This is a genomic window from Cupriavidus basilensis (assembly GCF_029335485.1).
Classification (GTDB): Bacteria; Pseudomonadota; Gammaproteobacteria; order Burkholderiales; family Burkholderiaceae; genus Cupriavidus; species Cupriavidus basilensis_E.
This window is the reverse complement of record NZ_JARJLM010000222.1, coordinates 1-13888: the sequence shown is the minus strand read 5'-3', so window position 1 is coordinate 13888 and position 13888 is coordinate 1. Positions and strand designations below refer to the sequence as shown.

Sequence of the window (13888 nt, the reverse complement as noted above, 5' to 3'; positions counted from 1 at the left end):
GGCCGTGCCGCTTAATGCTCGTCGCCCGGCGCCTTGCCGTGCGTGCCGGTGGGCGTGGCAACCGGCGCGGCGACTGGCGACAGCGCGGGCTTGGCGTTTTTCCAGGCGGGGCCGACCAGGCGGATATTGCGCACGCGCTTGACTGCCGAGATCATATAGACTGAACCGAAGATCGGCCACCAGCGGTCGCCGGCCTTTTCCATGAAGGCGGCGCGCTGCAGCCAGCGCTCGGTGCGGTAAGGCGGGCAGTAGCAGCCGAAGCGGCCGCGGATGATATCGAAGCCCAGCAGTTTGAGCCAGTCCTTGATGCGTACGAAGCCGATCGACTGGCTGTCGTTGGGCAGGAAGGGGTCGGCGCCCAGCCGCTTGAGGCCTTGGCGCGCGCCCCACAGGCTCATGGGGTTGAAGCAGGTGACTACCACCCGGCCTTCGGGCATCAGCACGCGCGATACCTCGCGCAGCACTTCGTGCGGATCCTCGGAGAATTCCAGGATGTGTGGCAGGGTGATGAGATCGATGCTTTGCGTCGCGAACGGCAGTTCGTCGAAGCGGCACAGCAGCTGGCGCGCGTCGGCCACGGCCCGCGGGCCGTGAGGGCCGCTGCCGGGGGCGAGCGCCAGCGCCGAGAACGGCATGCGGTTCTCGCGCAGGGTGTCGATGTGGGGCAGGCCGAACTGCACGGCGTGGTAGCCGAAGATGTCCACGACGGTCCGGTCGTACTGACCCTGCTCCCACTCGAGCATGTATTGCCCGGGGGGCGAGGCAAGCCAGTCTTCCCAATTTATAATCGGACGCTTGGACATAGGAGCACGCATGTTGAAGGTGGAGCCGATTCCCGCATTCCAGGATAACTATATCTGGGCTATCCACGACGGTCACTGTGCCGCGGTGGTGGACCCGGGCGAAGCCGCGCCGGTCGAAGCCTTCCTGGCGCACGCGGGGCTGGCCCTGGGCGCTATTGTAATCACCCATCATCACGGCGATCACCAGGGCGGGGTGGCCGAGCTGCTGGCGGCGCATCCCACTGCGCCGGATGGCGCGCCATTGCCGGTGATCGGCCCGGCGGGCGAACGCATCGGCGGGCGTACCGTGGCGGTGCGGGAAGGCGATACCGTGGACGTGGCGCATCCCGCCCTGCGGCTGAAGGTGCTCGACGTGCCGGGCCACACCGCCGGCCACGTCGCCTATGTGGCGGAGCTGGCTGGCGCCGGTCCGTCCGTGTTCTGTGGCGATACCCTGTTCGCCAGCGGTTGCGGCCGCCTGTTCGAGGGCTCGCCGGCGCAGATGCTGGCGTCGCTGGACAAGCTGGCCGCGCTGCCCGGCGCCACTCGGGTGTATTGCGCGCACGAATATACCCGCAGCAATGTGCGCTTTGCCCGCGCGGTGGAGCCGGACAACCCCGCGCTGGCAGCCTGGGAGGCGCGCGTGGATGCCTTGCGTGCCGCCGGTACGCCCACGGTGCCAACCACGGTCGCGCAGGAGCGGGAGGTCAATCCCTTTCTGCGCTCGCGCGAACCCGCGGTGCGCAAGGCCGTGGCCGCCCACGAAGGCGGGCCGGCCGCCAATGACGCGGCGGCCTTTGGCGCGCTGCGTGGCTGGAAAGATAATTTCCGCTAGTTTCCCACCGCCGACTCTGTGGCCGCAGCACCCGCAAACCTCGGTGCCGCTAGCCGATGGCGGCGATTTTCATGTGCCTGATGCTGACCTGCCGGCCGGGGATCCCCACCGTCGGAGGGAGAATTTCATTGACGCGAAAGCCGGTTTTTCATAGCATCAGGCAAATTTTTAGCGTCACGATTTGAGAACTTAATGAAAATTGGTCGATTACTGGCGGTAGTTGCGTGTGCCGCGCTGCTTGCAGCGTGTGCCAGCACGCCAATGCCGCCTGACGCCACCGACGGCGTCACCGCGACCGCCTCCGCCGCCAAGCCAGCGTATTCCAAGCCCGATCCGCTCAATTCGATCAACAGCACTGGTGTCATCAACCTCGACCGCGACAGCCTCGACTGGCTGCGCGGGCCGTCGAGCGACATCTGGGACCGCATTCGCCGCGGTTTCGCCATGCCGGACCTGGAAGGCACGCTGGTTGACGATCGCACGCAGTGGTACGCGCAGCGGCCGGAATACATGGAACGGATGGTGGGGCGCTCGAGCCGCTACCTCTATCACATCGTCGAGGAGCTGGAGCGCCGCAAGATGCCCACCGAGCTGGCGCTGCTGCCGTTCGTGGAAAGCGCCTTCAATCCGCAGGCGGAATCCACCGCCAAGGCGGCCGGCATGTGGCAGTTCATTCCCAGCACGGGCAAGTCGTACAACCTGAAGCAGAACATGTTCCGCGACGAGCGGCGCGATGTGCTGGCTTCGACCGACGCGGCGCTGGACTACCTGCAGCGGCTGTACGACATGTTCGGCGACTGGCAGCTGGCGCTGGCGGCGTACAACTGGGGCGAAGGCGCGGTCTCGCGCGCCATCGCGCGCAACCAGGCGCGCGGGCTGCCGACCGACTACGCCAGCCTGAACATGCCTAACGAGACACGTTATTACGTGCCCAAGCTGCAGGCGGTCAAGAACATCATTGCCAATCCCCAGCTGTACGGGGTGAAGCTGCCGGATATTCCCGACCACCCGTACTTCGTCACCGTGACCACGTCCCGCGATATCGACGTGTCGCTGGCGGCCAAGCTCGCCAATCTGCCGCTCGACGAGTTCAAGGCGCTCAATCCGTCCTTCAACCGGCCAGTGATCCTGGGCGCGGCCAATCCGCAGATCCTGCTGCCCTTCGACAACGCCGAGCGCTTCCAGTACAACCTGAACACGTACCGGGGCGGCCTGTCGAGCTGGACCGCGGTGACAGTGGATAACCGCGAGCGCATCGAAGCGCTCGCGGCGCGGCTGAATATCGACGCCGACACCATCCGGGAGATCAACCGCATTCCCAAGGGCATGCGGCTCAAGGCCGGCTCTACCGTGGTGGTGCCGCGCTCGGAGGAGCGCAACCAGGACATCAGCGCCACGCTGGCGGAGAGCGCCACGCTGGCCATGGAGCCCGATGTGCCGGATGCGCGCCGCCTGGTAGTGCGGGCCGGCAGGCGCGATACGGTGGCTTCGGTGGCGCATCGCTACGGCGTTTCGCCGGGCCAGGTGCAGTCCTGGAACAAGCTCTCCGGGACCAAGCTGGTGGCGGGCCAGAGCCTGGTGCTGATGGTGCCGGCGGGTTCGGCCGCGGCCCGGATGGCCAGTGCGCCGCCGGCCCCGTCCACCGCCTCGGCCCTGGTCCCGACCCGTGCGGAGCGGCCCGAAGTGGTGCGGGCATCCGCCAAGGGGCGCGCGGGCGCACGCCAGCGCGTCACGGTGGAGGCCGCGCCGCACAAGATGGCCGCCGGCAAGGGGACGGCCAAGGCGGCGCCGGTTGTCAAGGCCAGTGCCAAGCCGGCGGGGAGGTCCGCAGCAAGTTCGTCGGGTGGCCCTGCCAAGGCTGCGGGCAAGAAGGCGCATACGCGCTGATCCTCCGCGCAGGTTGAGCCAGATCAAGGGGCGTGCCGTGGCACGCCCTTTTTTGCTGGCGCGCGGGCGGCGGGTAAGCCTTGCGTAAGGCGGCATGCCCAGACTTTGCGGGAACCGCCGGCCGGTGCCGGGCCTGCCCGTGCCCATGCGCGCCGAGGTGGCAAACTGATGCCGATGCCCACTGCGGGATTTCGCTGCGGTGGCGGACAGCAGTCCGCGGACGACGGCCGGCATAGGGCGCAACGACACAGATCACCGACAACCAGATCGCAAACTAGCCGCATCCAAGCGGAGGAGACACGCCATGACGGCCACCCGTGCCCTGCACGCCCGCTCGCTGAGCGACCCCGAAGGCTTTTGGGCCGAACAGGCTCGCCGCATCGATTGGGAGACCCCGTTCGAGACCGTGCTGGACGACAGCCGCGCGCCATTCACCCGCTGGTTCGTGGGCGGGCGCACCAATCTCTGCCATAACGCCGTCGACCGCCACCTGGCCGCGCGCGCGGATCAGCCGGCGCTGATCTATGTGTCGACCGAGACCGGCCAGCACCGCACCTACAGCTACGCCGAACTGCACGACGAGGTCAACCGCATGGCGGCGATCCTGCAGCAGCTGGGCGTGGTCAAGGGCGACCGCGTGCTGATCTACATGCCAATGATTCCCGAGGCCGCGTTCGCCATGCTGGCCTGCGCGCGCATCGGCGCCATTCACTCGGTGGTGTTCGGCGGTTTTGCCTCGGTCAGCCTGGCGGCGCGCATCGACGACGCGCAGCCGCGCGTGATCGTCAGCGCCGACGCCGGCTCGCGGGGCGGCAAGGTGGTGCCCTACAAGCCGCTGCTCGACGAGGCGGTGAACCTCGCCGCGCACAAGCCCGAGCGCGTGCTGCTGGTCGACCGCCAGCTGGCGCCGATGGCGCTGACGGCGGGGCGCGACCAAGACTACGCGGCCTGGCGCGAGCGTGTGGGCGCGGCGCGTGTGCCATGCGTATGGCTGGAGTCGAGCGAGCCATCCTATGTGCTCTACACCTCGGGCACGACCGGGAAACCCAAGGGCGTGCAGCGCGACACCGGCGGCTATGCCGTGGCGCTGGCGGCTTCCATGGACTATATCTTTTGCGGCAAGGCTGGCGACACCATGTTCTCCAGCTCCGATATCGGCTGGGTGGTGGGGCATAGCTACATCGTCTACGGTCCGCTGCTGGCCGGCATGGCCACGCTGATGTACGAAGGCACGCCGGTTCGTCCGGACGGCGGCATCCTCTGGCAACTGGTGGAGCAGTACCGCGTGAACATCATGTTCAGCGCGCCTACCGCCATCCGCGTGTTGAAGAAGCAGGACCCGGCCTGGCTGACGCGCTACGATCTCTCCAGCCTGCGGCTGCTGTTCCTGGCCGGCGAGCCGCTCGACGAGCCCACCGCCGACTGGATCCAGCAGGGCATCGGCAAGCCGGTGGTGGACAACTACTGGCAGACCGAAACGGGCTGGCCGATCATCGCCATCCAGCGCGGCATCGATCCGCTGCCGGCCAAGCTGGGGTCGCCGGGCGTGCCGGTCTATGGCTACGACCTGAAGATCGTCGACGAGGCCACCGGCGCCGAGTGCCCGCCGGGGCAGAAGGGCGTGGTCGCCATCGACGGGCCGTTGCCGCCGGGCTGCATGAGCACGGTGTGGGGCGATGACGATCGCTTCGTCAAGACCTACTGGACCGGCGTGCCGGGTCGCCGCTGCTATTCCACCTTCGACTGGGGCGTGCAGGACGAGGATGGATATATCTTTATACTTGGCCGTACCGACGACGTGATCAATGTGGCGGGCCACCGGCTCGGCACGCGCGAGATCGAAGAGAGCATCTCGTCGCATGCCGCCGTGGCCGAGGTGGCGGTGGTGGGGGTGCACGATGCGCTCAAGGGCCAGGTGGCGATGGCATTCGCGATCGTGCGCGACGCGGGCCGCATCGCCACCCAGGCCGACCGGATCGCGCTGGAAGGCGAGGTGCTGAAGACCGTCGACCGGCAGCTGGGCGCCGTGGCGCGGCCGGCGCGCGTGTTCTTCGTCAATGCGCTGCCCAAGACCCGCTCCGGCAAGTTGTTGCGCCGCGCCATGCAGGCGGTGGCGGAAGGGCGGGATCCGGGCGACCTGACGACCATCGAGGATCCCACCGCGCTGGCACAGCTGCAGGAGGCGATGCAGGGCTGAAGTCCATACCGGCCGCCTGAGCCGTAGTTAGCCGCCGCGCCGCCGAACGGCGGGCGCGGCGAAGACGCTTGTGCCGGGGAAGGCGCGCATTGCGCCGCGGCAGAGATTGTCCTTGCCAGCCGGCCTGATGCGGACTAATATTTTAAGCATAAAATATTTAAGCATGATCTAGATGCGCTTTCGCGCATCGCATGTGCCGGCCGGGTCCCACGGCAATTGGCGCCGGACCGGCGCGCAGGAGACGACAAGATGCGAGTGCTGTGTATCGGTGGCGGCCCCTCGGGCCTGTATTTCGGTTTGCTGATGAAGCTGCAGGACCCGGCCAACGAGGTCTATGTGGTGGAACGCAACCGTCCCTACGACACCTTCGGCTGGGGCGTGGTGTTCTCCGACGCCACCATGGACAATCTCAAACAGGCCGATCCGGTCAGCGCAGAGCGGATTAACGCGGCGTTCAATCACTGGGATGACATCGACATCCATATCGGCGGACGCACCATCCGCTCGGGCGGGCACGGCTTCATCGGCATCGGCCGCAAGCGCCTGCTCAATATCCTGCAGGAGCGTTGCGAGGAGCTCGGCGTGCACCTGGTCTTCGAGACCGACGTGACGGACGACCAGGCACTCGCGCAGCAATACCGGGCCGATCTCGTCATCGCCGCCGACGGCATCAACAGCCGCGTGCGCGGGCGCTATGCCGACACCTTTCAGCCCGACATCGATACCCGCCAGTGCCGCTTTGTCTGGCTCGGCACGCACAAGCTGTTCGAGGCGTTCACCTTCGCCTTCGAGAAGACCGAGCACGGCTGGTTCCAGGCGCATGCCTATCGCTTTGACGACAACACCTCGACCTTCATTGTCGAGGCGCCCGAGGCGGTGTGGCGGGCTGCCGGCATCGAGCAGATGAGCCAGGAGGAGGGCGTGGCCTACTGCGAGCGCCTGTTCGCGCGCTACCTCGATGGCCACGGCCTGATCAGCAACGCCACCCACCTGCGCGGCTCCGCTATCTGGATCCGCTTCCCGCGCGTGATCTGCGGCACCTGGGTGCGCTGGAACACGCTGGCCGACGGCCGCCGCGTGCCGGTGGTGCTGATGGGCGATGCCGCGCACACCGCGCATTTCTCGATCGGCTCCGGCACCAAGCTGGCGCTGGAAGACGCGATCGACCTGGCCAACAATATCCGCGACGCCGGCACCGGCGGCGTCGATGTGCTGCCCCAGGCGCTGGAGCGCTACCAGGCCAGCCGCAGCGTGGAAGTGCTGAAGATCCAGAACGCCGCGCGTAATTCCACCGAATGGTTCGAGAATGTCGAACGCTACGCCGGCATGGCGCCGGAGCAGTTCGCCTATTCCCTGCTGACGCGCTCGCAGCGCATCTCGCACGAGAACCTGCGGGTGCGGGATGCCGGCTACGTCGAGGGCTTCGAACGCTGGCTGGCAGGGCAGGCCGCGGCGTCCGCCGGTAGCGCCGGGCAGGTGGCGCAGACACGGGCGGTGCCGCCGATGTTCACGCCCTTCCGCGTACGCGGCGTGACGCTGAAGAACCGCGTGGTGGTTTCGCCCATGGCCATGTACTCCTGCGAGGACGGCGTGCCGGGCGACTTCCACCTGGCCCACCTCGGCGCGCGCGCGCTCGGCGGCGCCGGCATGGTGGTGGCGGAGATGACATGCACCTCGCCGGATGCGCGCATCACGCCGGGTTGCCCGGGTTTGTGGAATGACGAGCAGCGCGACGCCTGGCGCCGCATCGTGGACTTCGTGCATGCCAACAGCGACGCGCGCATCGCCATGCAGATCGGCCACTCCGGGCGCAAGGGCTCGACCCAGCTCGGCTGGGAGCAGATGGACTATCCGCTCGCCAGCGGCAACTGGCCGGTGATGTCGGCCTCGCCGCTGCCCTATATGGAAGGCGTGTCGCAGGTGCCGCGCGAAATGGGCCGCGCCGACATGGACGCGGTGCGCGACGATTTCGTGGCAGCCGCGCGGCGCGCCGCAGAGGCGGGCTTCGACTGGCTCGAACTGCACTGCGCGCACGGCTACCTGCTCTCCAGCTTTATCTCGCCGCTGACCAACCAGCGCAGCGATGAATACGGCGGCTCGCTGGCAGCGCGTTTGCGCTACCCGCTCGAAGTCTTTGCGGCGGTGCGCGCGGCCTGGCCGCCGGAGCGCCCGATGTCCGTGCGGATTTCGGCACACGACTGGGTCGAGGGCGGCATCACGCCGGACGACGCGATCGAGATCGCGCGCGCCTTCAAGGCGGCCGGCGCGGACATGATCGACTGCTCTTCCGGCCAGGTGAGCCCGGACCAGGCGCCGGTGTACGGGCGCATGTACCAGACGCCGTTCGCCGACCGCATCCGCAACGAGGCCGGCATCGCCACCATCGCCGTGGGCGCGATCTTCGAGGCCGACCACGTCGACAGCATCATCGCCGCCGGCCGCGCCGACCTGTGCGCGATCGCCAGGCCGCATCTGGCGGATCCGGCCTGGACCATCCACGAGGCAGCGCGGCTGGGGTATCGCGACCTGGCCTGGCCCAAGCAATACCACGCCGGCAAGCGCCAGCTCGAGACCAACCTGGCGCGCGCGGCGCAGCAGCAGGCGCAAGCCGCGGAGGCGCACTGAGCATGGGCATGCAACTCTCCCTGCAAGGCCGGCACGCGCTGGTCACCGGCGGCGGGCGCGGCATCGGCGCCGCCATTGCGCGCCGCCTGCTCGCGGACGGCGCCAGCGTCACCCTGCTGGGGCGTGACGCGGCCACGCTGGCGGCTACCGCCGATGCGCTGGCCGAGGCGGTGGTCGCGCCCGCGGTGCTAGGCACCGTCACCGCGGATATCTCGCAGCCCGACAGCGTGGCGGCAGCTTTTGCCGAGGCCGCCGGCCGGGCCGGCCCCATCGACATGCTGATCAACAATGCGGGTCAGGCCCGCAGCGCGCCCTTCGCCAGGACCGATCTCGCGCTGTGGCAAGCCATGCTCGAGGTCAACCTGACCGGCACTTTCCTCTGCACGCAAGCGGCCCTGCCTCACATGCTGGCAAATGGCTGGGGGCGTATCGTCAATGTGGCCAGCACGGCAGGGCTTGCAGGCTATGGCTACGTCAGTGCCTATTGCGCGGCCAAGCACGGCGTGATCGGCCTGACCCGCGCACTGGCGCTGGAAACCGCGAGCAGCGGCGTCACCGTCAACGCGGTGTGCCCGGGCTATACGGAGACCGATATCGTGCGCGACGCCGTGGCCAATATCGTGCGCAAGACCGGCCGCAGCGAAGCGCAGGCACGCGCGGAGCTGGCCAAGGGCAATCCGCAAGGGCGGCTGGTGCAGCCCGACGAAGTCGCGGACGCCGTGGCGTGGCTGTGCCAGCCATCGGCTGGCGCCATTACCGGGCAGTCGATCCCGGTGGCCGGCGGCGAGGTCATGGCAGGTTGAACCCGAACGAATCCAAGCAAACCAGAACACGCAAGCGAGAAACGAGATGAGCGAAATAGCACTGGACATGCGCCACCACAAGCGCAGCTTCGCCGGTTACCAGCCGAAGCACTTCCTGTGGTCGGTGTCGGCCGACGGCAAGGTCGGCACCGTGACGCTGAACCGCCCCGAGCGCAAGAACCCGCTCACCTTCGATTCCTACGCCGAACTGCGCGATCTGTTCCGCGGCCTGTGCTATGCCACCGACATCAAGACGGTGGTGATCACCGGCGCCGGCGGCAACTTCTGTTCGGGCGGCGACGTGCACGAGATCATCGGGCCGCTCACGCGCATGACCATGCCGGAGCTGCTTGACTTCACGCGCATGACCGGCGACCTGATCAAGGCCATGCGGGCCTGCCCGCAGCCGGTGATCAGCGCCATCGACGGCATCTGCGCCGGCGCCGGCGCGATGATGGCGCTGGCCTCCGATATGCGCCTGGGTACCGCACAGGCAAAGACCGCCTTCCTGTTCGTGCGGGTTGGCCTGGCTGGCGCCGACATGGGCGCCTGCTCGCTGTTGCCGCGCGTGATCGGGCAGGGCCGTGCGAGCGAGTTGCTCTACACCGGCCGCGCGATGAGTGCGCAAGAGGGCATGCAGTGGGGTTTCTTCAACGCGCTGCACGCGCCGGATGCGCTGCTGGCCGAGGCCCAGGCGCTGGCGGCGCAGATCGCCGCCGGTCCCACCTTTGCCCACGGCGTGACCAAGAAACTGCTGCATCAGGAATGGAATATGGGCCTGGACGAAGCCATCGAGGCAGAAGCCGAGGCGCAGGCCATCTGCATGCAGACCAAGGACTTCCGCCGCGCCTACGAGGCATTCGTGGCCAAGACCCGGCCCGTGTTCGAAGGCGACTGAACGATCTACGCAGAGGAAACGCACGCCATGTCCGACAAAAGTTATCTCGCCCTGCCGTTCTTCGACGACGCGCACCGCGAACTGGAGCAACGGCTCGACGCCTGGGCCACGGCCTCGCTCGCGGTCGACCACAGCGATACCGATGCGGCCTGCCGCGCGCTGGTGCGCCAGTTGGGCGCGGCGGGATGGCTGCGCTATTGCGTGCCCGCGGCCTACGGCGGTGCGCTCGATACGCTGGACTCGCGCTCGCTGTGCCTGCTGCGCGAGACGCTGGCCCGCCACGATGGCCTGGCGGATTTCGCCTTCGCCATGCAGGGCCTGGGCAGCGGCGCCATCACGCTGGCCGGCAGCGACGCCATGCGCGAACGCTACCTGCCGCGCGTGGCGCGCGGCGAGGCCATCGCGGCATTCGCCTTGTCCGAGCCCGATGCCGGCTCCGACGTGGCCGCCATGCAGTGCCGCGCGGTGCCGGACGGCGAGCACTACGTGCTGGACGGCGTCAAGACCTGGATCTCCAACGGCGGCATCGCCGATTTCTATTGCGTGTTCGCCCGCACCGGCGAGGCGCCGGGCGCGCGCGGTATCTCCGCCTTCGTGGTGGATGCCGATACGCCGGGCCTGAGCATCGCCGAACGGATCGACGTGATGGCACCGCACCCGCTGGCCACGCTGCGCTTCGACAACTGCCGCGTACCCGCCGCCGCGCGGCTGGGCGAGGCAGGGCAGGGCTTCAAGGTGGCCATGATGACGCTGGATATCTTCCGTGCCTCGGTGGCCGCCGCCTCGCTGGGGTTTGGCCGCGCCGCGCTGGATGAGGCGCTGGCACGCGCTACCGCGCGGCCGATGTTCGGCGGCGTGCTGGCCGACCTGCAACTGACGCAGGCCGCCATCGGCGACATGGCCACCGCCATCGACTCGGCCGCGCTGCTGACCTACCGCGCCGCCTGGCTGCGCGATGTGGCCGGCGCGCGCACCACGCGCGAGGCGGCCATGGCCAAGATGGTCGCCACCGAGAACGCGCAGCAGGTGATCGACCGCGCCGTGCAGATGTTCGGCGGCCTCGGCGTCAAGGTCGGGACGCGCGTGGAAAGCCTGTACCGCGAGATCCGTTCGCTGCGCATCTACGAGGGCGCCACCGAAGTGCAGAAGCTGATCATCGCCCGCGAGACGCTGGCGCAGCACCGCGGCTAGCAAGACCGGCGGCCCCCCGCCAGCCCCGACCACCCGTGCCAGCATCAACAGAATGAAGGAAACGGAGACAACCATGGCGAGCACAGCCCACATCGATACCTTTGCACGCGACCGCCTGCCGCCCCCGCAGCAATGGCCGGCGTTCCTGTTCAACGAGGACACGCAATACCCGGAGCGCATGAATTGCGCGCTGGAGCTGGTCGAGCGCCATGTGCGCGAGGGACGCGGCGACCGCGTGGCGATCCGCTACGAGCAGGATGACGGCACGCGGCACGCCGTCAGCTATGCCGCGCTGGCGGCGCTGTCCAACCGCATTGCCCATGTGCTGACCGGCGACATGCGGCTGGTGCCGGGCAATCGCGTCCTGCTGCGCGGCCCCAACAACCTGATGATGGCGGCCTGCTGGCTGGCGGTGGTCAAGGCGGGGCTGATCGCCGTGCCGACCATGCCGCTGCTGCGCGCCAAGGAACTCAAGCAGGTGATCGATCGCGCGGAGGTCAGCGCGGCGCTGTGCGACGAGCGGCTGCGCGAAGAGCTCGAGGCCAACCTGGACGCCGGCGGCGGGTACCACTGCCCAAGCCTGACGGAAGTGCTTTACTTCAATGGCGCCGGCGCCGACTCGGTGGAGGCCGCCATGGCCGGCAAGCCCGAGGTGTTCGACGCGTGCGATACCGCCGCCGACGACATCTGCCTGATTGCCTTCACCAGCGGCACCACCGGCCAGCCCAAGGGCACGGTGCATTTCCACCGCGATGTGATCGCCATGTGCGATCTTTTTCCCCGCCACGTGCTCAAGCCGGGTCCCGACGATATCTTTTGCGGCACGCCCCCGCTGGCATTCACCTTCGGGCTGGGCGGCATCCTGTGTTTCCCGCTGCGGGTGGGCGCCTCCACGGTGCTGGCCGAGCGGCTGACGCCGGAGAGCCTGCTGGCGCTGATCCAGTCCTGGCGCGCCACCATCGTCTTCACCGCGCCGACCTTCTACCGGCAGATGGCCGCGTTGGCCCCGGCTTACGATATCTCCAGCCTGAAGAAGAGCGTATCGGCCGGCGAGGCGCTGCCGGACGCCACGCGGCAGGGCTGGAAGGCGGCCACCGGCATCGAGATGACGGACGGCATCGGCGGCACCGAGATGATGCATATCTTCATCTCGAGCGCCGGCGGCGAGGTGCGCCCGGGGGCGATCGGCAAGGTGGTGCCCGGCTATATCGCGCAGATCGTCGACGAGCAGATGCGGCCGCTGCCGCATGGCACAGTCGGCAAGCTGGCGGTGCGCGGCCCCACCGGCTGCCGCTACCTGGACGACCCGCGCCAGACGGCTTACGTGAAGGACGGCTGGAACCTGCCGGGCGATACCTTCATGGCCGACGCGGATGGCTATTACTTCTACCAGGCGCGCTCGGACGACATGATCATCTCCGCCGGCTACAACATTGCCGGCCCGGAAGTGGAGAGCACGCTGATGCGGCACGAGGCCGTGGCCGAGTGCGGCGTGGTCGGCATGCCCGATCCGGAACGCGGCCAGGTGGTCGCTGCCTATGTCGTGCTGCGCCCGGGTGTGCCGGCCAGCGAGGAAACCTGCGCCGCGCTGCAGGCTTTCGTGAAAGCCGAGATCGCGCCCTACAAATATCCGCGCCGCGTGCTGTTCGTCGACGCCCTGCCGCGCACCGAGACCGGCAAGCTGCAGCGCTTCCGCCTGCGGCAGATGGCCGAGCAGGGCGGCGCGGGCGGGGCAGCGAGGCAGCCGTGAGCGAGATCTTCGGCAACACCGTGCTGGTGCGCTTCAAGGACTGCGACGCCGCCGGCATCGTGTTCTTCCCGCGCTACTTCGAGATGCTCAACGACCTGGTCGAGGACTGGTTCCGCGAGGCGCTGGACTGGTCCTTCGCCGATATGCATGGCGCGGGGCAGGCCGGCGTGCCCACCGCTTCGCTCTCGTGCCGCTTCGTGGCGCCCAGCCGGCTGGGCGAAGCACTGACGCGCGAACTGCGCGTGACGCAGATGGGGCGCAGCAGCTTTGCATTGCAGGTGCGTTTTGTCGGGCCGGCCGCCGATCTCCGCGTGGAGATCACGCAGCGGCTGGTGTGCGTCGATACCGGGCCCATGATGCCGCGCGCCTTGCCGGCGGAAGTCCGCGCGGCCATGGCGCGTTTCCTGGTGCCCGAGGGGGAGGCCATGGCGACGCAAGCGAGCGCCTTATAGGGCATGCCCGGCATCAGCCCACCAACACGATTTCAATCACTTACCTTGGAAAAACCGATCATGAAGATTTTGCAACCACCTGACTGGGCCAAGCCCCGCGGCTACGCCAATGGCACCATGACCGAAATGCAGGTGGGCAGCCGCCTGCTGTTCGTCGGCGGCCAGATCGGCTGGAACGACCAGTGCGAGTTCGAAACCGACGACTTGGCCGAGCAGGTCGGGCAAGCGCTGCGCAATGTGGTGGCGGTGCTGGCCGCGGGCGATGCGCGTCCCGAGCACATCGTGCGTATGACCTGGTATGTGAAGGACAAGGCGGAATACGTGGGCGCCTACCGCGCCATCGGCGAGCACTACCGTGAAACCATCGGGCGTCATTTTCCGGCCATGACGGCGGTGGAAGTCGCCGACCTGGTGGAAGCGCGCGCCAAGGTGGAGATCGAGGTAACGGCCGTGGTGCCCGCTGCCAGG

11 protein-coding genes are annotated in these 13888 nt (G+C 68.2%); 10 read left to right on the top strand and 1 reads right to left on the bottom strand.

Annotation, left to right across the window (positions count from 1 at the left end):
* Positions 1-11: 11 nt before the first annotated feature.
* Positions 12-803, bottom strand: coding sequence for a class I SAM-dependent methyltransferase (locus P3W85_RS13065; protein ID WP_276265093.1), 792 nt, complete (start codon positions 801-803; stop codon positions 12-14).
* Positions 804-813: 10 nt separating this feature from the next.
* Here P3W85_RS13065 and gloB point away from each other — a divergent pair, with 10 nt between their 5' ends.
* The 10 genes from gloB to P3W85_RS13015 all read left to right on the top strand — a co-directional run.
* Complete coding sequence (gloB, locus tag P3W85_RS13060; protein WP_276265092.1) at positions 814-1617, top strand: hydroxyacylglutathione hydrolase; 804 nt, start codon at positions 814-816, stop codon at positions 1615-1617.
* 192 nt (positions 1618-1809) lie between these two features.
* The gene (locus P3W85_RS13055; RefSeq protein ID WP_276265091.1) at positions 1810-3504 is read left to right on the top strand and encodes a transglycosylase SLT domain-containing protein; all 1695 of its coding nucleotides are present in this window, start codon (positions 1810-1812) and stop codon (positions 3502-3504) included.
* Positions 3505-3703: 199 nt separating this feature from the next.
* Entirely contained in the window at positions 3704-5701 is a 1998-nt protein-coding gene (locus P3W85_RS13050; protein WP_276265090.1) for a propionate--CoA ligase, read from the top strand.
* Between the two features lie 249 nt (positions 5702-5950).
* Positions 5951-8326: a bifunctional salicylyl-CoA 5-hydroxylase/oxidoreductase gene (locus P3W85_RS13045; RefSeq protein ID WP_276265089.1), complete on the top strand. Its 2376-nt coding sequence runs from the start codon at positions 5951-5953 to the stop codon at positions 8324-8326.
* 8 nt (positions 8327-8334) lie between these two features.
* Positions 8335-9129 carry an SDR family oxidoreductase gene (locus P3W85_RS13040; RefSeq protein ID WP_276265088.1) on the top strand — a complete coding sequence of 265 codons (795 nt, stop codon included), beginning with the start codon at positions 8335-8337 and terminating at the stop codon, positions 9127-9129.
* A gap of 46 nt (positions 9130-9175) precedes the next feature.
* A complete protein-coding gene (locus P3W85_RS13035) occupies positions 9176-10027 on the top strand; it encodes an enoyl-CoA hydratase family protein (RefSeq protein WP_017225891.1) in 852 nt (283 codons plus the stop codon).
* A gap of 27 nt (positions 10028-10054) precedes the next feature.
* On the top strand, positions 10055-11218 hold the full coding sequence (locus P3W85_RS13030) for an acyl-CoA dehydrogenase family protein (protein ID WP_276265087.1): 1164 nt from the start codon (positions 10055-10057) through the stop codon (positions 11216-11218).
* Positions 11219-11291: 73 nt separating this feature from the next.
* Positions 11292-12968, top strand: a complete 1677-nt coding sequence (locus tag P3W85_RS13025; RefSeq protein WP_276265086.1) for an AMP-binding protein — start codon at positions 11292-11294, stop codon at positions 12966-12968.
* Complete coding sequence (locus P3W85_RS13020; protein ID WP_017230227.1) at positions 12965-13420, top strand: acyl-CoA thioesterase; 456 nt, start codon at positions 12965-12967, stop codon at positions 13418-13420. The genes P3W85_RS13025 and P3W85_RS13020 overlap by 4 nt, the downstream gene beginning before the upstream one ends.
* A gap of 60 nt (positions 13421-13480) precedes the next feature.
* Positions 13481-13888: RidA family protein (locus P3W85_RS13015; protein ID WP_276265085.1), on the top strand; the 408-nt coding region annotated here is incomplete at its 3' end.

Excerpts from the sequence above, each read along its gene's own strand:
- gloB (WP_276265092.1), top strand. The coding sequence starts at position 814 with ATGTTGAAGGTGGAGCCGATTCCCGCATTCCAGGATAACTATATCTGG.
- P3W85_RS13030 (WP_276265087.1), top strand. The coding sequence starts at position 10,055 with ATGTCCGACAAAAGTTATCTCGCCCTGCCGTTCTTCGACGACGCGCAC.
- P3W85_RS13065 (WP_276265093.1), bottom strand. The coding sequence starts at position 803 with ATGTCCAAGCGTCCGATTATAAATTGGGAAGACTGGCTTGCCTCGCCC.
- P3W85_RS13025 (WP_276265086.1), top strand. The coding sequence starts at position 11,292 with ATGGCGAGCACAGCCCACATCGATACCTTTGCACGCGACCGCCTGCCG.
- P3W85_RS13035 (WP_017225891.1), top strand. The coding sequence starts at position 9,176 with ATGAGCGAAATAGCACTGGACATGCGCCACCACAAGCGCAGCTTCGCC.
- P3W85_RS13040 (WP_276265088.1), top strand. The coding sequence starts at position 8,335 with ATGCAACTCTCCCTGCAAGGCCGGCACGCGCTGGTCACCGGCGGCGGG.
- P3W85_RS13045 (WP_276265089.1), top strand. The coding sequence starts at position 5,951 with ATGCGAGTGCTGTGTATCGGTGGCGGCCCCTCGGGCCTGTATTTCGGT.
- P3W85_RS13055 (WP_276265091.1), top strand. The coding sequence starts at position 1,810 with ATGAAAATTGGTCGATTACTGGCGGTAGTTGCGTGTGCCGCGCTGCTT.